This window comes from Rhabdobacter roseus, from assembly GCF_014202275.1.
Lineage (GTDB): Bacteria > Bacteroidota > Bacteroidia > Cytophagales > Spirosomataceae > Rhabdobacter > Rhabdobacter roseus.
Genome location: NZ_JACHGF010000005.1, coordinates 47152 through 64416, shown reverse-complemented (window position 1 = coordinate 64416; position 17265 = coordinate 47152). Strand labels below are relative to the sequence as shown.

The 17265-nt window shown below is 55.4% G+C and carries 15 protein-coding genes; 6 read left to right on the top strand and 9 right to left on the bottom strand.

The genetic code is table 11. The features are described 5' to 3' along the window. Positions 1 to 93: 93 nt before the first annotated feature. Together HNQ92_RS16600 and HNQ92_RS16595 are read left to right on the top strand one after the other, a co-directional pair. Positions 94 to 1287, top strand: coding sequence for a hypothetical protein (locus tag HNQ92_RS16600; protein WP_184175214.1), 1194 nt, complete (start codon positions 94 to 96; stop codon positions 1285 to 1287). After that, entirely contained in the window at positions 1251 to 2795 is a 1545-nt protein-coding gene (locus HNQ92_RS16595; protein WP_184175212.1) for a C1 family peptidase, read from the top strand. The genes HNQ92_RS16600 and HNQ92_RS16595 overlap by 37 nt, the downstream gene beginning before the upstream one ends. A gap of 39 nt (positions 2796 to 2834) precedes the next feature. Here HNQ92_RS16595 and HNQ92_RS16590 read toward each other — a convergent pair whose 3' ends face one another. Both HNQ92_RS16590 and HNQ92_RS16585 read right to left on the bottom strand, forming a co-directional pair. Next, positions 2835 to 3011: a hypothetical protein gene (locus HNQ92_RS16590; protein WP_184175210.1), complete on the bottom strand. Its 177-nt coding sequence runs from the start codon at positions 3009 to 3011 to the stop codon at positions 2835 to 2837. A 124-nt stretch (positions 3012 to 3135) separates the two neighbouring features. Continuing rightward, a complete protein-coding gene (locus HNQ92_RS16585) occupies positions 3136 to 5229 on the bottom strand; it encodes a tetratricopeptide repeat-containing sensor histidine kinase (RefSeq protein ID WP_246440312.1) in 2094 nt (697 codons plus the stop codon). Positions 5230 to 5331: 102 nt separating this feature from the next. Between HNQ92_RS16585 and HNQ92_RS16580 the strand changes: the two genes are divergently transcribed. Together HNQ92_RS16580 and HNQ92_RS16575 are read left to right on the top strand one after the other, a co-directional pair. Beyond that, positions 5332 to 5697, top strand: coding sequence for a BlaI/MecI/CopY family transcriptional regulator (locus HNQ92_RS16580; RefSeq protein ID WP_184175208.1), 366 nt, complete (start codon positions 5332 to 5334; stop codon positions 5695 to 5697). A 22-nt stretch (positions 5698 to 5719) separates the two neighbouring features. Further along, positions 5720 to 7762 carry a M56 family metallopeptidase gene (locus HNQ92_RS16575; RefSeq protein WP_184175206.1) on the top strand — a complete coding sequence of 681 codons (2043 nt, stop codon included), beginning with the start codon at positions 5720 to 5722 and terminating at the stop codon, positions 7760 to 7762. A 33-nt stretch (positions 7763 to 7795) separates the two neighbouring features. Here HNQ92_RS16575 and HNQ92_RS16570 read toward each other — a convergent pair whose 3' ends face one another. The 6 genes from HNQ92_RS16570 to HNQ92_RS16550 all read right to left on the bottom strand — a co-directional run bounded on the left by HNQ92_RS16570 (position 7796) and on the right by HNQ92_RS16550 (position 11936). Next, entirely contained in the window at positions 7796 to 8413 is a 618-nt protein-coding gene (locus tag HNQ92_RS16570) for a GNAT family N-acetyltransferase (RefSeq protein ID WP_184175204.1), read from the bottom strand. Next, positions 8388 to 9341, bottom strand: a complete 954-nt coding sequence (locus HNQ92_RS16565) for a fatty acid desaturase family protein (RefSeq protein WP_184175202.1) — start codon at positions 9339 to 9341, stop codon at positions 8388 to 8390. The genes HNQ92_RS16570 and HNQ92_RS16565 overlap by 26 nt, the downstream gene beginning before the upstream one ends. Positions 9342 to 9362: 21 nt before the next feature. Next, positions 9363 to 9710, bottom strand: a complete 348-nt coding sequence (locus HNQ92_RS29195; RefSeq protein WP_425504293.1) for a DUF6970 domain-containing protein — start codon at positions 9708 to 9710, stop codon at positions 9363 to 9365. A gap of 95 nt (positions 9711 to 9805) precedes the next feature. Then, complete coding sequence (locus HNQ92_RS16560) at positions 9806 to 10156, bottom strand: DUF6970 domain-containing protein (RefSeq protein WP_184175200.1); 351 nt, start codon at positions 10154 to 10156, stop codon at positions 9806 to 9808. A 38-nt stretch (positions 10157 to 10194) separates the two neighbouring features. Beyond that, positions 10195 to 10857, bottom strand: a complete 663-nt coding sequence (locus tag HNQ92_RS16555; RefSeq protein ID WP_184175198.1) for a porin family protein — start codon at positions 10855 to 10857, stop codon at positions 10195 to 10197. Positions 10858 to 10895: 38 nt separating this feature from the next. Further along, a complete protein-coding gene (locus tag HNQ92_RS16550; protein WP_184175196.1) occupies positions 10896 to 11936 on the bottom strand; it encodes a hypothetical protein in 1041 nt (346 codons plus the stop codon). 167 nt (positions 11937 to 12103) lie between these two features. Here HNQ92_RS16550 and HNQ92_RS16545 point away from each other — a divergent pair, with 167 nt between their 5' ends. Both HNQ92_RS16545 and HNQ92_RS16540 read left to right on the top strand, forming a co-directional pair. Continuing rightward, positions 12104 to 13858 carry a PQQ-dependent sugar dehydrogenase gene (locus tag HNQ92_RS16545; RefSeq protein ID WP_184175194.1) on the top strand — a complete coding sequence of 585 codons (1755 nt, stop codon included), beginning with the start codon at positions 12104 to 12106 and terminating at the stop codon, positions 13856 to 13858. 182 nt (positions 13859 to 14040) lie between these two features. Further along, a complete protein-coding gene (locus tag HNQ92_RS16540; RefSeq protein WP_184175192.1) occupies positions 14041 to 16290 on the top strand; it encodes a TonB-dependent receptor in 2250 nt (749 codons plus the stop codon). Here HNQ92_RS16540 and budA read toward each other — a convergent pair whose 3' ends face one another. Further along, positions 16291 to 17094, bottom strand: a complete 804-nt coding sequence (budA, locus tag HNQ92_RS16535) for an acetolactate decarboxylase (RefSeq protein WP_184175190.1) — start codon at positions 17092 to 17094, stop codon at positions 16291 to 16293. Between the last annotated feature and the right edge of the window lie 171 nt (positions 17095 to 17265).

Sequence of the window (17265 nt, the reverse complement as noted above, 5' to 3'; positions counted from 1 at the left end):
GCCTTTTTCGCGTAGATTTAAGCGCTGATATTCAGTGTTAAACTGGAGGCTATTCGCGCCCATGCGCGGCCGAATCGCTTTCTCTTTCTTGACATGAGGATGAAACTGATTGGCTGTTTGCTTTACTTAGGTACTTTTATTAGTGCTGTGCAAGCCCAAACGCTGCACCTGATCCTGGTGTCGGGTAAAACCAATACGCCGCTGGATCTCAATAATAAGTTTGATGAAGAGAACATCGGGCTGATAGCCACCACGGCCAGCCAGCTACTGGGCTACTCCCTAAAACCCAACTACCTAAGCGGGTCGGATTTCAATGCCGCCGCGGTGAGCCAGCAAATACAAAAGCTATCCACGAGGCCTGAGGACATTATCCTTTTTTATTATACGGGGCTGGGGTATTATCCCGATAAGAGCGATTTTCCCCACCTGCAACTCACGGATTACCAGAAAGCGCCGCTCTCGCTGGATCGCGTCGGGGAGCTGCTGACGGGCAAAAACGTGCGGCTGAGTATGGCCCTGGCCGATTGCCGTGATACGATCCAGGAGATTCCGTCCAGAATGGGGGAACCGGCCAAGGTCAATGAAGACCTTCGTCGGATCATTATGCGCAAATTATTCTTAGGTACTTGCGGCCACCTTACCGTAGCCAGCGCCCGGCGGGGCCAGCCGGTTATGGCCCATTTGCCCGAAAAGGGGAGGGGCTCTGACTTTACCAATAATCTGTATCGGTCGTTTGGGATGCTGCTGCGGGCTCGCTTTCAGGATGTTCACAACATCAGTTTAGAGAATTGGCTGCGCCAAGCCGAGTCCATGACGGGGTTCGATGCAGAAGACAAAAAAATCCAGCAACCCATTTGGAAACTAATACCCTGCACCGCAAGCCGCCGAAGCCGACTCGTGGCCGTTCCGTCTTACCGGCACTCGTTGTCGGCGCTGGAAATAGAAAGCCAATTCAAGAAAATACTTTCTGCGCAGACCAACGAAAAAGAGCGTGCCGAACTGCGCGCTACCACGGGCAAGGCTTTCCAGAAAAACGCCTTGGTGAGCCTAACACGTCGGCAATCGGTACGGCCGTCGGAGCTGGCGCGGTCCGGGACGGCCGCCCCAGTTCCGGTGCGCCTGACCATCGAAGCGTACCTGCGGCAGTTGGGCTCGTCAGCAGACCGCATTCAAAATCTCCAGGTGGATGTGCCTAGCATCAAAAGAACGCCGGATTTTCAGTACATCACCAGCATCACCATTACCGAAGTATGGAAACAACCTCCCCCCGCAGCGGCTCCAAAATGACAAGGTACTTCCTGTGGCTGGTGGGCTGGCTGGGCACCGCCGGGGTACTTTGCGCCCAGGGGATGAAATTTGACGATAGTACCTACCGTAAAGTACCCCAAAAGTACACCTACCGGGCCACGGATGCGGCGCGCCTGCCGCCCCGGGTGGACCTGTCGATGTACGTACCCAGTGCCATGAGCCAGGGAAAGCTAGGTACCTGCGTGGGGTTTTCGACGGCCTACTACATGCGTACCATCCTGGAGGCCATCCGGCTGGGTATGACCGATCGCGCAGCCATTGACACCATCCGGTTTTCGCCTTCGTATCTCTACAATGCGATCAAAGACGAGGACGATTCGGACTGCCTGGGAGGGACCGACCTGGACGTGGCCCTGACGTACCTCAAACAGCACGGGGTGGCGCGGCTCAGCCAGCAGCCCTACCCCGACTGCGAAGTCAGAAACGAGCTGGCGCTGGCTTCGCAGTCCAAAATCATGGACTACATCCGGCTTTTTGGCCTGAGCGAACGGCCCGAGAGCATCGTGAATGCCACCCGAAAGGCCTTGTTTGAGAAAACCCCCGTCGTCATTGGTTTTCAAACGACCCCGTCGCTAAAAAACCTGGGGATTTGGGGGAGGCTGTGGCGGTGGATCGTACGGCTTTTTGGGGGCGAAGACGACCGCGGGCTGTGGAAGCCCGCCGACTCCGACCGCTTGGGCGGGGGGCACGCCATTTGTGTGGTGGGTTACGACGACGAAAAATTTGGCGGGGCTTTTCGGGCTGTCAATAGCTGGGGCAAATCCTGGGGAGAGGAGGGTTTTTTCTGGATCAGGTACTCCGACTACTCCACCTACACCAAGTACGGCTATCAGGCGTACCTACCCATCGAAAGTGACTCCGCGGAGGTGACGCTCTCGGGGCAGGTGTCGGTTTTGCACGCTACCTTCGTCACCGGCAACGAAGTACCCTTTCTGCGCAGCCTGGAAGGCAAAGGTACCCAGTCCAACGGCGACGAACAGATGGTGGCCTATACCCTGCGCGACGCGCTGCCCATTGGGTCTAATTTTTACTTCACGGCCAACGTCGACCGGCTTTCGTACGTCTATGTGTTGGCGGCCAGTGCCAGTGAATTGCATACAGAAAAAATATTTCCGATTTCGGACACTATTAGCCCCATCGTGGGAGCCAATACCAAGCTGGTACTTCCGTCGGATAAGGCCCCGGACCTGGACCTTCAGAATCCGTTGATGATGCCCGCCGATGGCCTGGTGTATACGCTGGTGGGTGAGCCAGGTACCGAGTACTGGCTGTTTTTATTTTCGGAAAAAGCCCTGGACATCGACGAGTACGTCTATGACCTGAACGAAAGCGAGGGGAATTTTACGAGCCGCGTGCTGAAAGTCTTCGGCAAAGACCTGGTGCCCTACCAGCAGGTAGAGTACGATGCCCGTAAAATGGGTTTTGTGCTACGCGGCCAGCACGAAGGGTACATCGTACCTTTGCTCGTGGGTTTGCAGCAAAAATAGCCAGCAGGGGCCGGACCGCCGCCCAGCCCCGTTTGCTGCTTATTTTTTGGCCATGCGCGAGCCGATCAGGTACCCAATGATGACGCCCACCACCAGGCCGATCAGGATGGAGATCGTGTCCAGCCCCTCCAAGGGTTCGCGGTCGCGGTGGGTTTGGGCCATCACGCCCGAGGCCGACAACACAAACAGGCAAAAAAAGAGTAGTGTGTTTTTCATAAAAATTTGAAAGTTAGAGGGTTATAGAGTTGATTGTACAAGTTTAAGCAAAATTGATTTCATTTCATTGCCTTTTTGAAAATCCCTGAATTTCTTCGGTGTTTCCCAGTCCTTTTAGAAGAAATCAGCCCCGCTGGGGGATTTGCACGCTAAAGGTAGTACCTGCTCCTTCGGTACTTTCGACGTTCAGCTGCCCACTATGCCCCTTGATGACGATGTCGTAGGCCAGCGAAAGCCCGAGCCCGGTACCCTGGCCGGTGGGCTTGGTGGTAAAAAAAGGCTGAAACAGTTTGTCGAGGTACTTTTCGGGAATGCCCGTGCCGTTGTCTTTTACCCGAATCTCCACGGCCCGGTCCAGCGCGCGGGTCGTCACCTTAATGGCGGGCTCGTAGGCTTCCGGTTGTGTTTCTTTTTTTTCCATCACCGCGTAGAAGGCGTTGTTCATTAAATTCAGGATCACGCGCCCCACATCACCGGGAATCAGCGCCACCTTGGGCAGCGAAGCGTCGAAGTCCAGCGTCAGTACGTTTTTGGATAGTTTGTCCTTGGCACTCATGCCATTGTAGGCTAGTTCCACGTACTCTTGCGCCAGGGCGTTCAGGTCGGTCAGCTCGCGCGTGCCGCTGCTCCGGCGGCTGTGCTGCTGCATTCCTCGCACGATGGCCTCGGCCTGCTTGCCGTGGCGCAGTATTTTGCGCTCGTTTTCTTCCAGGTCAGTGGCCAGAAGCTGGATTTCCTCCAGGTCACCCCGTTCTAGTTCCTGCCTCATTTCGTCGATCAGCTCCAGGTTCAGCTCCGAGTAGTTGTTGACGAAGTTGAGGGGGTTCTGGATCTCGTGGGCAATACCGGCGGTAAGCTCGCCCAGGGAGGCCATCTTCTCCGACTGGATCAGCTGCGCCTGCGTGGCTTTCAGCTCCGTGAGGGTATGCTGCAATTCGTCTTTCTGGTACTGCAAAAGCTGGTTGGCCTTTTGGCGGGTGCGCATATTCCGGTAAAGCAGGAACGCAATCAACAGCGCGACCACGATACCCGCCAGCAGGGCGTAGGTTTGGACCAGGGAGCGGTACTGTATCTGTTCGTATTCGAGCTGCTGGCGATTGAGCTCTTCTTTGAACCCCAGGTTTTCCAACTGTCGTACTTTCTCCTGGGCAAACATCTGGTCTTTGGCTGCCATGGCCTGCTGGTAGTAGCGGTAGGCCCGCGCCAGGTCGGTAGGCTCGTAGAGCGCCGCCAGCAGCGTAGCCGCGTCCAGGATGTTCTTGGGGTTCTTGACGTCCTGGGCCAGCCGCAGGGCCTTTTCGGCGTAGTACCGGCAGGAGTCCAGGCTACGGGTTTGCTGGAAAACCCGAGCCATTTCAAAGTAGGTCTGGCTGAGGTTTCGCTGATCTTCCGCGGCCTCCGAGAGCGGCAGGCTCCGCCGGTAGTATTCCAGCGCTAGGGGGTAGTTTTTTTGGCGGTAGTGAATATTTCCCAGGTTGATAAAAAGCACGCTGCTGGTACTTTCGTCCGGATTTTTAGCGGCCATTTCGTAGGCCCGCAGCGTATACACCAGCGCCGAGTCCAGCTGCCCCAGCAGGGCGTAGTCGGTCCCGATGTTGGTGAGCGAAATCTCGACCAGCTCGGCGTCGTTCAGTTGCTCAGCCAGGGCTTTGGTGCGGGTAAAGTACTCGATGGCCTTGCGGGAGTCTTTTTGCTCGGAATACAAAATGCCGATGCTATTATAAGCGCGCGCCATGCCTTCAAGGTCGTGGTGTTGCTGCGCCACTTTCAGCGCTTCCAGGTGCGCTTCCAGCGCCTGGGTATAGCTACCTACCGTCCGGTAAATGGACCCCAGCCGGTTGCGGTTGCGAGCAATGCCCCGGGGGTACTTTTTCTGTTCCGACAGCGTGAGCCCTTCCTGCACGTAGCGCATGGCTTCGGCGGGCCGGGAGTACATGAGGGCACTGCCGAGCCGCTCCAGCAGCAGCGCCCGCGACGTATCCGGCAGGGGTTGGGTAAGCAGCTGCTTGAGGCTATCCGAAGGGCTCTGCTGCGCCCGCCCCGCACCCGCCAGCAGGCACAAGCCCAGCGCGAGCCGTACGATTTGTACCAAAGAAAGTACCTCGGTTTTCATGGACAGAGGAGGAGGTTGAGGCGTTTCTCCGTAATGTACTACCTTTCTCGGAATCAAAAAAATAACGACGTTCCGGCGGGCTTCGAGGTACTTTGATTTGGACAAACCAGAGATAGGGTACTTTTTGATTTTCACCAAAAAATAAACCTAAATATTTTTTCGTACGAAAAATTTCCTACCTTTGAAACGTGATTAATAAATCTACGAATGGAACCCACAAAATCAGAACTGGAAATACTACAGGTACTTTGGCAGCACGGACCGTCGACGGTGCGGTTTGTGAACGATACCCTGAACGAAGAAAAGCGAGCGGTGCAGTATTCTTCTACCCTGAAACTTATGCAAATCATGGCCGAGAAGGGCATTTTGGTGCGGGACGAGAGCCAGATGAAGCACGTGTACAGCCCGGCGGAAGCCGAAGACAAAACCAAAAAAGTGCTGCTGGACCGCTTCGTCGACGCCATGTACCAGGGCTCGGCGTCCAGCCTGGTGATGCAGCTTTTTGGCAGTAAAAGTACCTCTAAAGAAGAGCTGGACGAAATCAAGGAATTCCTGAAAAAGCTGGACCAGTAAGTACCCCTAAATCCTATTAGCCATGAAATTGATCTTTCTTCAATCCCTACTCTCCCAAAAGGTACTGGAAGCCTTCAGCTGGACCCTCATCCACTCGCTCTGGCAGGGGCTGATCCTGGCCGTGCTGGTAGGCCTGGTGCTGCTTACCACCCGCAAAGCCCGGCCCGCCCGGCGCTACAACCTACTGGCGGGCTTGTTGTTGGTCTTTCTGATGGGTAGCGTAGGTACTTTTTGGTGGGCATTGCGCGAGCCGTCGGAGGTACCTGCGCGGGTTTCGGAGGTAGTTTTGGCCCCAAGTACCCCGGCGGAGGGGTACCTGGTCAGCGAGCCGTTGCGGGCGGTGGGGCAGGAGCAGCTGCTGAGCGACATCCTCACCTTCGGTACGGAGCACGCCGCCCTCATCGTGGCGGTGTGGTGGCTGGTCTTTTTGCTAAAAACGCTTAAAGCCGCCAGCGGCCTTTACTACATTCACCGCCTCCGGCACCAAGGTACCCGGCCGGTACCGGAGCGCTGGCTACGCCAGGTCACCGAGCTGGCCCACCGGCTGAAGATCCGAAAGGGTGTGGAGTTGCTGGAGTCCGAACGGGTGCAGGTACCTTTGGTGGCGGGTTTTCTCAAACCCCTGATCCTGGTGCCGACGGGCTTTCTGACCAACCTCCCGCTCAGTCAGGTGGAGGCCATTTTGCTGCACGAGCTGGCGCACATCCGCCGCAAAGACTACCTCGTGAACCTCTTTCAGAGCCTGGCCGAAAACGTGTTCTTTTTTAATCCGGCGGTACTTTGGCTTTCGTACCTCATCCGGGAAGAGCGCGAGCACTGCTGCGACGACCTGGCCATTGGCATTACCCAAAACAAAGCCTCCTTTGTAAACGCCCTGGTGCAGTTTCAGGAATACAAAATCGCCGCCACCGCGCCCGCTTTGGCCTTTGCCGGGAAGCGCAACCACCTGCTCGACCGCATCAAACGCATTATTTACGACAATCATAAACCACTAGATGCCATGGAAAAACTATTTGTAACCGCCAGCCTGATCACCGTTGCGGTGTTGTCGGTGGCCTTTGCTCCCTCGCCCACCGTGGAGGTACCTACGCCGCCCACTCCGCCCAGCGTGGTCACGCCCCAGGTAGTACTTCCCCCCGTACCCGTACAGCCTCCCCAGCCCGTACCGGCCCCGCTGGCCGTGGCAGTGAAGGATACGATTGTGCCCAAGCCAAAAAGTACCCGAAATTCCGTGTCCACGATTCAGATAACCCGGAGCGACAAGCAGTACAGGATTGTGGAGCGAGACGGAAAAATAACGGAGCTGGAAATTGACGGGCAGACGATCCCGGAGGATGAAATAGAAAGCTACCGGTCTGAAATAGAGCCCATCCTGGCGGAAGTGAAAGTACAGCGCGAGCAAGCCGAGGTGGCGCGGGCGCAGGCGGATGTCATGCGGAAAGAAGCTGAAATAATGCGAGGACAGGCCGACCAGATGCGCAAGGGGGCCGAAATGTTTCGGGCGAATGCCGAAGTAACGCGCCAGTTCGCCCAGCACATGCGGGAGGAAGCCCAAAAACAGCGGCAGGCGGCGGAAGCCATGCGGGTAGCCAGTAACGAAAACCGGCTGTACGCCGAAGAGGCGCGTAAGCAGGCTAACCAAAACCGCAACGAAAATGCCGAGGCGATCAGAGCGCAGGCGGAGGAGGCGCGCAAGCAGGCCGAAGTAGCCCGTCAGCAGGCCGCAGAGGCTCGTAAACAAGCGGAGGTACTTCGGGCCGAAGCGGACGTGATGCGCAAGGATGCAGAAGTAATGCGTAAAGAAGCGGAGAAAAAACGCGCGGAATTTGAGAAAATGCAGGCGGATTTTATCCAAGAACTCATCAGCGAAGGCGTGATCCGGGACAAGTCCGGCCTGTCGTACAAGCTGAGCGCGGAGGAACTGATCGTCAACGACACCAAGCAGCCGGAGGCCCTGCACCAAAAGCTCAAAGCCAAGTACCTCAAAGACGTGGCCGCCGAGATGGTCTATAACTGGAAAGGACGCACGGGCTACACCACTACCGGCTGGATTTATACCCGCTAGGGTACTTTTGAAGCGGGTTTTGAAGGAAATGGGCTATAAAAAGGCGGGAGGCGAAGAGCGGGCTAGGTTCAGTTTCTGGGTAGCTTCCGTAAAGTCCTTTTTCTGAATCAAATAAATGTCCGAATTGATGGCTCCGATGCCTTCGTAGTACTCGTCGATGTTTCCGACCAAGGTACCTCCGGCGGCTCGTATAAACGGCACGGCGGCCAGATTCATAACCGGCTTTCTGACCGTGGTCGTAACCATGGCCTCGTAACCCTGGTGCTGAAAGGCTTCGTTTAAAAGCGCAAAAGCTAGCCGGGGAGCGGCCCTTCGGTAAGCGGGCCGAAAGGCCAGCTGCTCGAAGTAGCACAGCTTTTTGTCTTCCAGCTCGTGGAGCGGAATGGTCCAGCTGGCCCGGTTTCTTTTCTGCCAGATCTCCGACGCCTTCACCAGGGCGTCGGGCAGTAAGATCCCAAACCCGACGACCTCGTTTCCGGTTTCGGCCACCAGACTCTGCGCCTGCTCTATAAAAAAGGCGTACACCTGCTCACTGGTACCCAATAAAAAGCCGCCCTGCTGGGTACTTTCGGTGGCCTCGGGCATGGGCAAGCCTTCTTTGATTCGTACCATTGACGCCGCATCCTCAGGGCGCGCTTTTCTTATTTTCATGCGTAAACACAATGTTGGGTCCTTTGAGTTGATTCAGAATAGCCCGCAGCAAACTGTCCGTACTCTGATTTTGTTGATGGTACTTTTCGGGTAGGGGCGTTCGTTTTTTTGGCAACTCGTACCAGGGTATGTTGGGGTGCTGATGGTGCGTGGCGTGCTCGTTGAAGTTCATGAGTATCCAGGAAAAAAAAGGCACGTAGCCCAGCGAACGGACGTTAAAGCGCGTTTCGCTGCCGATGGTGGTATCGTAGTGAAAGATGTACACGAACAGCGAAAGTACCCAGGCAAACGCCAGCATGGGGTACCCTAGCGAGTACAGGTACACCGCCGAGCCCCCTAACCAGTACACCGCCAGGTGAAAGCCGACGCCCAGGCCAAACAGGGCGATGGCTTTGAGCTGATCCTGCATGGTCCAGCCTTTGAAGGCCGGCGAGATCCTGACGCTGACCGAGGGCGGAATGAAAAGAAACAGAACCACCGACACCAAGGAGTGGATAAACCAGCCGCCCAGAAACACGCTCACGTACCACAATAGGTAATAAAAAGCTTTCACCAGCCAGCTGGGCTTTTGTCGGGTTACGTAGGTGTCCAGCGCCGAGGTATGGTGGTCTTTTCGGTTGAAACCGTGGTGAAAGAGGTGAATCTTCCGAAACACATTGATGGGTGTCATGATCGGAACCAGAATGAGGCCTCCCCAAAAATCATTTTTTGCCACGCTACCCGGAAACAGCTTCCGGTGGGATGCTTCGTGTCCCAGAATGTAAAGCCTGTAAAACCAAAACCCCTGCAAGAGAAGCAGGGGTAGGTGAAAGTACCAGGCGAGTCCGATCGCATTCAGGTACACGGAGCAGGTACTTAGCACCAAAAACAGACCGATGGTCTCGATCAGCAGGTAGGTGTTGATGTATTTTTTGGGCAGGCTGAGCATAGGGTTACTGGTTTTTGAAGGCTATTTTCTTTTATCTTCCCAGATGAGCTTTTGATCCGTTCTCGAAGCGAAAAAGTCAGAACACCTACCGTCGCCTCCTCCACCAAGTCCGCCGTCAGGAGCACAAAGGCTATTACATTTCTCGTCAATAAGGGTACTTGGAATGTCACAACACCGTGGGGTAACATAATATACCGTACTACCCTGGTACGTGTAACTATAGATTTTTGCGGGCGGGTTTCTGACCGGTTCTTTGGATATGCTTTTGATCAGATCCTTTATGCAGGAAGGGGTACCTCTGGGTATGTTGGCGCTTTCGCAGCCGAGGAAAAAGCCCGCGCAGAGAATGAGAAGTATTGACTTTTTCATGAATGGATTTTATTTATAATGTATTGCTAAATCACTGCTCGTCCCGATTTTCAATCGGGATGCTATCCTCTAGCGTTTTTAACGCCTATGGATGGCTATAACCTACTATCCCTCCAAATTAACTTTTCATTCTTTCTCAAATCAAAAAAGTCAGGACATTTCCCGTCGCCGTATCCATGAAATCCTCCGTTGGGTGCACAAAGAACATTACAATTTTCATCCAAAAGGTAATCATAGGCGTCGCAGCAATGTGACCGGAGGTAGTACACGGTCTTTCCCTTGAATTGGTAGCGGTACACCTCGGCCGGTGATGACCACACACCTTCGGGGGTAGCTACGTCGTTGATCAGATCCTTTATGCAGGAAGGGGTACCTCTGGGTATGTCCTCGCTTTCACAGCCGAGGAAAAAGCCCGCGCAGAGAATAAGAAGTATTGACTTTTTCATAGGTGGATTGTTTTGATGGTTTAGAGAAAAGAAAGAATCTACTTGAGTAAGTATTTGACGCCAACCGACAAGGTGATGGCTTTGTGCTTCATGGTATTACCTGAAAAGTAGTCAGGAGTTGTGAAACTGGTAAAGCTGCGCTGGTACGAAAGCGAGGCGAATAGCCAATAGGTACTTTTGAACTTATAGCCACCGCCGAATTCGGCTAATCCCGCAAGATCGAATTTCTTTATTCTATTCAATACGTCTACTACCTCCTGTTCTATAACTACATTGTCTATTTCAAATCTTGGAGATACCGTTTTTGCATGGACGAGTAAAGAGGGAGCAAGCCCAACGTTCACAAATCCGTACAGTTTATCGCCTTCGTGAAGCCCTGCTTTAATGGGAAGTGAAAGGTAGTCATACTTAAATTTTGTCGAGTGTGTGGTTGCTTGTCCAAGGGCGCTCGTAGCAACCATATCACTGGTAAAACCACGCTGTGCATAAAGTAAATCCACGCCTGCGGAATAACGTTGCTTGGCTAAATATTCATAGGATAATCCCGCAGAAACACCGTTCCTTGGGTTTGATTGAATGGAAAAATCTTTTGAAGTAACAGTACTTGCCCTGTTAACACCACCGCTAATCCCGACCACATGGTGTTGTCCCGCAACAGGTAGTACTTTAACTAGCATAAAGATAAAAAATACGTATTTCATTTTCTTAAAATTTGTGGTTTTTTGCCCAAAGGATAAACCTACTGCACCTTCTTTTTCTTCCCGAATTTCAGCACAAAATCCACGTAGGGAATGGCAATGAACGTATCCAGGCCCGCCGCCGCGGGTACCCAGAGCGCCAGGTCAATGGAGGTGCGTTCGCCAAAGAAACGCACCCCGCCCGACAGCAGCCCGACCGCCGACTGCCTGCTGTTGCCAATCAGCAGCCAGTTTTCGGTGACCAGCCCTACCTTTCGGCCCACGCGCGTCATGTAGTTAAAATTCAGGATGGGACTGGAGGCGAATTCTTCGTTGGCAAAAGCCCAGCCCAGGCCTAGGGTGGCGTTTTGTTCGCTGTTACCAAGCGTGACGTTGCCGTAAGCAATGCCCGCCAGATCTAGGTTTATTTTTGAGGTAGTTGTATTGGTCTGGTAGTCGTAGTTGTACGCACGGTTGAAGATCCCGACGCCGATGAGGCCAGCCCCCAGCGTGACGGGCCCCTGGCTAGGAAAGCTGACCTTGGGCGTAATGAAAAAAACCTGCCAGTCACGAAAGGTAGGGTTGAGCACAAAGCCCGCGCCCATGGTAAAATGATCCGTAACGCCCATCACCGCCGAATTGACAAAGACGTAGGTATTTTGGTAGTAGCCTTCGCCCTTTTTGAGCGTAAGGGCCGAAGGCGCAAAAAAGTACCGCGTCGAGTGCGGATTCGGGAACCAGTACTGGCCGTTGCGGTAGTAGCCGTCGGTCAGCTCTTCGAGACGGTCGATCTTGTCGCGGCTCAGCCGTACTTCGCCCAGGTTATCCGTCCGGACTACCACTTCGTCGTTCGTCTCCGCGATGACCTGCCCGCGGAGCGTGGAGCCATCTTTCATGTGAATGACGGACTGGCGCGCTGTTGTAGGCGTTGGGGTACCATCTTGCGCGTAAGCTGGGTGAAACAGCCAGGTACCTAGCAGGACCAGAACGAGTAAATAAAAGTGCTTTTTCATGAAATAGTCCGGGCGAATGGTGTGCTCCGAGGCAGGCGCTAGCAGCGCGGCCACCTGGGTACCGGAAGGTACTTGCGTAAAAATAAACAATGTTGGTAAATGTTGTTGGATTTTGTACCCATTCCGGGTAGGTTTGCCAGGATACCCAAAATGTTTTGGGCGCTATGTACGTGTTTTTGCTCATTTTAGCGTCTAATTAAGTACCTGTTCTTAACCAATCGCGCTTCGGCAATTATTTACTTATATTAAGTACCTCCATGTCCCGTTCTCTGCATTATGTCGCTGCTTTCCTGGCCCTGGTCGTGGGGTTGATCAATTGTGTGAGTAGCAAAAAAGGCCAAAGTACCCAACAAGGTACTTCGGCCACTACCAACGCCCTGGCCGAAGGCAAAGAGCTCTTCACCACCAACTGTATTTCCTGCCACGCGCTGGAAGAAGACGGCATGGGGCCGCGGCTGGGAGGCGTGTCGGGGGGACTTTCCGAAAAGCAATTTGTGGCTTTTGTGAACAATCCGGCCCGGTTTATCGACGCGGGCGACGAGCGCGCCGTAGCCCTGCACGCCCGCTACAAGCTCCTGATGCCGCCGTTTGAGTTTTTGGGCGACGATAAAATCAAGGCCATTTTTGCCTACCTCGACCAGGAAACCAAGCAGCGGTCCATCGCGCCGCTACCGCTCGAACAGATCAATAGCAGCTCCAGCAAGGCCCTTACGGGTAAGCTCACGCCGGTGATCCGGAAGTCGGGCCTGAAGCTGGAGCTCGAAGAATTTGCGCAGATTCCGTTTTCCAGCGAAACCCCGCCCCGCACGCGCCTGGCTACCATGCGCCCGCACCCCTCGGCCGATGGCACGCTCTACGTAAGCGACCAGCGCGGCATCATCTACCGCATCGAGAACGGCCAGGTAGGTACCTTTCTGGATGTGCGGGACAAAATCCAGGATTTCATCAATACGCCCGGCCTGGCTACGGGGCTGGGGAGCTTTATTTTCCATCCCGAGTACCTCCAGAACGGCCTGATTTACATCACCCATACCGAAGCCTACAAGCGTAAACCCGCCGACTTCGAGTACGCCGACTCCGTGAAGGTAGCCATGCAATGGGTACTTTCGGAGTGGAAAATCAAGGACGTAAAAAGCAAGGTATTTGAAGGCGACCGGCGGGAGCTGCTGCGCATCAATGTACCTAGCCAGGTACACGGCGTGCAGGACATCAACTTTATCCCCGGCCTCAGCAAGCGCGACAGCGACTACGGCCTGCTGTACATGGGCATCGGCGATGGCGGGACTACCATCGGGCGGCACCCGGAGCTTTGCCACACCATTACGTCGCTGCTGGGTACCATCATCCGGATCGACCCGCGGGGCAGCAACAGTCCCAACGGCAAGTACGGCATCCCGGCGGATAATCCCTTCGTGAAAGAAACCAACCCCGCCGTGCGGAAGGAAATATGGGCCTACGGCTTCCGCAACCCGCACCGCCAAACCTGGGACCTCGCCCACGGCAAGCGGATGTTCAGCACCGAAGTAGGGGAGGTACATATTGAAGAAGTGAACGTGATCGAGAAGGGCGGCGACTACGGCTGGAACGTGCGCGAAGGTACCTTAGGGATTTCGGCCAAGGAGCTCAAGAGCGTATTCCTGGTCAACGACGGGCCCAATTCGCCCTACCGAGTACCCTTCGTGCAGTACGACCACCTCGACGGCAACGCCATCAGCGGCGGGCCCGTGTACCGGGGCCCACTGGCGGCCCTGGACGGAAAGTACCTCTTTGGCGATATTGTCAGTGGCCGGATTTTCCACGTCAATATTGACAAGCAGCTCACTGACTCCACGGCCTACGAAATAGGCCTGGTGCAAGGTACCCGCGAAACCACCATGCAGGAGCTCACGGCCACCAAGCGCGTGGACCTACGCATCGACTATAACCCCTATACGAAGGAGCTCTACCTCATGAGCAAGAACGACGGGAAGATCCGGCGGGTGACGAAGGCCTACTTCGAGAAAAATCCGTGACGGTGGCGGAGGTAGGTACTTTATTGATACAGGGCTACCTGATGAACGCTACGGCCACCATCGGGTAGCTTTTTTTGCTACTTTTGGCCGGGCCAAAGGGTACTTTGTGCTTTGTACCAAGTACCTTACTTGTCCCGTATCAAATCGCAAAGTACCCCTTGCGCTTATCAAAGTACCTTCTCATGAAAAAAAGTTTACTGCTGCTGCTATGCTCCTTTATTTCGTATAACCTGCTGGCGCAGAATGCCTCGCTGCGTGGCTTTGTGCTGGACCAAAGTACCCGTAAGCCGCTGGCGGGCGCCGTGGTGCAGCTGGACGGCGCGCCCGAGCGGGTGCGCGTAACCAACGAGCTGGGCGAATTCCGGTTTGCCAACCTACCTTCCCAAGAATACGCGCTTACGGTCACGTTTGTGGGCTTTGAAGTACTTCGCCAAACGGTACGGCCGCAAGAGGCCAGTCAAGAATTTTTCCTGACGGCCAGCCTGGTGGCGCTGGAAGCCGTGACCGTCCAGAGCCAAAAGGCGCACCAGCGGCAGCTCATTAGTCCCATCGACATCGGGCTGCGGCCCATCATGAATTCCCAGGAGGTACTTCGGCAGGTACCGGGGCTGTTTATCGGGCAGCATGCCGGGGGCGGCAAGGCCGAGCAGATTTTCCTGCGGGGCTTCGACATCGACCACGGCACCGACGTCCGCCTGACGGCCGACGGCCTGCCCGTCAACATGGTGTCGCACGCGCACGGGCAGGGCTACGCCGACCTGCACTTTATCATTCCGGAACTGATCGAAAGCGTGGCCTTCAAGAAAGGTACCTACTCGGCCGAGCACGGCAATTTTTCCACGGCCGGGTGGGTGGATTTCCGCACGCGCGACGTCCTGGACCGCAGCTTTGTGAAGGCGGAAGTAGGGCAGTTTGATACCTACCGGGTACTGGGGGCCTTCGACCTGCTGGGCGAAAAAGCCAAGCAACGGAGCCAGTCGGCCTACCTGGCTACGGAGTACAATTTCTCCAACAGCTACTTCGACTCGCCCCAGCACTTCAACCGCCTTAATGTACTGGGAAAATACAACGGCCAGCTTAGTCCAAGTACCTACCTGAATGCCGCTTTCTCGACCTTCTGGAGCCGCTGGAACCACTCCGGGCAGATCCCCGACCGCGCCGTGGCCGACGGCCGTATTTCGCACTACGGGGCCATCGACGACACCGAAGGCGGCGAAACTTCCCGGACCAACGTCAACCTCCAGTTCCTGACGCTCACTCCCCAGGGAGGCGTTTGGAAAAACCAGGTATTTTATTCCCATTACAACTTTGAGCTGTTCTCGAACTTTACCTTTTTCCTGGAAAATCCCATCGATGGCGACCAGATCAAGCAGTACGAGCGGCGGAATCTTTTTGGCTACAACGGCAGCTACTCCCGTCCGCATACGTTGGAAGGTAAAACCGGCGAGCTGGTGGTGGGCGTCAACTACCGCCACGACCTCACCCGCGACACGGAGCTATCCCAAACCCGCAACCGCGCCGAGGTACTGGAGCGGCTTATGTACGGCGACATCAACGAGGCCAACCTGGGCGTGTACGTGGAGGAAAACCTCAGCCTGGGAAGGTACTTTAGCCTGAACGCGGGCCTTCGCTACGACGTCTTCCGGAACCAGTACGCCGACCACCTCAGCGGCGAAATCGGCGTGGCGTCGGCGGGAATTTTGCTGCCCAAGCTCAACCTGTACTATACGCCCAGTACCTCCGTGCAGCTGTACCTGAACACCGGCAAGAGCTTTCACTCCAACGACACCCGCGTGGTAGTACCCCAAAACGGCCGGGAGGTACTTCCGCCCGCCTACGGCAGCGACCTGGGCGTGAACTGGAAACCCTTCCCGCGCCTGCTGCTGAATGCGGCGGCCTGGTACCTCTGGCTCGACCAGGAGTTTGTGTACGTGGGTGATGCGGGCGTGGTGGAACCCAGCGGACAAACCCGCCGCCAAGGGCTGGACCTTTCGGCCCGCTACCAGCTGACTTCCCGGCTGTACTTCGACGCCGATCTCAACTGGGCGCAGCCCCGTGCCATCGGCGAGGAACCTGGTACCGACCGGATCCCGCTGGCGCCCGTTTTTACGTCGGTGGGTGGGCTGACGTTCCAGGGCCGCCAGGGCTTCAGTGGCTCGCTGCGGTACCGCTACATGGCCGATCGCCCGGCCAACGAAGACAATAGCCTGGTGGCCCAGGGGTACTTTATCTCCGACCTGCAACTCAACTACACGCAGAAGCGCTACGCCCTGGGGCTTTCCATTAATAACCTGCTCAATACCAAGTGGAAAGAAACGCAATTTGCTACCGTAAGCCGCCTGCGCAACGAGCCCGAGCCCGTCGAGGAGATTCACTTCACGGCGGGGAGTCCGTTTTTTGCCCGGCTGGCTTTTACGTATTTCCTCCGGTAGCTATTGGTCCCGCTGTTTCTCGACTTGCTCCAGTTCGTCCTGCTTGTCCTGACTGAGGTCGATGCGGTGAAAAGTACCTGTAGTAGGTAGTATCATCTGAAAACCAGCGATGTAGTCGATTGAGACCTTGACTTTCCCCAGCGTGCAAGCCAGCACGTGGCCGCCCTGGGTGCGGTCGTGGGTGAGGAAATGCAGGTGGTAGCCCGGTACGTTGAGGCCCTTCATGAAAGGCGGCGTGCGAAAGCCCGCCAAGGTACCTTGGGTTTGGGTAAAATCGAAGGTAGGTTGGTTCTTAACTACCTCCACCAGCGGCCGGTAGGGCTTCTCCTGTCGGGGCACGCTGCGGGTTTTGACGGCCCCAAAGTACCCCTCCACCCGGATGGCGTAGAAGAGGTTTTCGGTAGGAATGAGGCTATCGACGTAAGCGAGTAGCTGCTCAAAGCGCAGCGGACGATCCAGCGAAAAGACCGTATCGGCTTCAAAATGTACCACCGTCGCAAAGGGTGTCCGGGCCGAATCGGGCACTGGGTAGGCCTTCCCGTCCGACCGGATCTGGTAGTAATGGCCGTCCAGCGCCAGCAGCTCGCCGTCGAGGCCGTTGAAGGTACCTACGCCGAAGTCGCCGTTTTTTCGCAGCTCCCCAAAGGTAAAGGTACCGTCGTAGTCGCCCGCCAGCAGTGCGTCAATGGTCGATACCTGAAAAAGTACCTGCTCGCCGGGGGCGTGTGGTGCTTTTTCGGAAGTACAGGTACTTAGCAGCAGCCCGAGCGCGGAGCAAAGAAGGGGTAAATAGTGATTTTTCAAGTACCTGCTGGGGTTAAGGTGAAAAGAACGGCGAAAGATACAAACTCTGCGTGCACCACCGGCGGATCTTTCGTCCCCATATTTTAGAAGTACTTTCGATTTATTGGCCAGCGTCACACTTAGCTCCGTACTTGCGGTGAAGGCACCTTGAGAGGGTGACGACCACCGTAA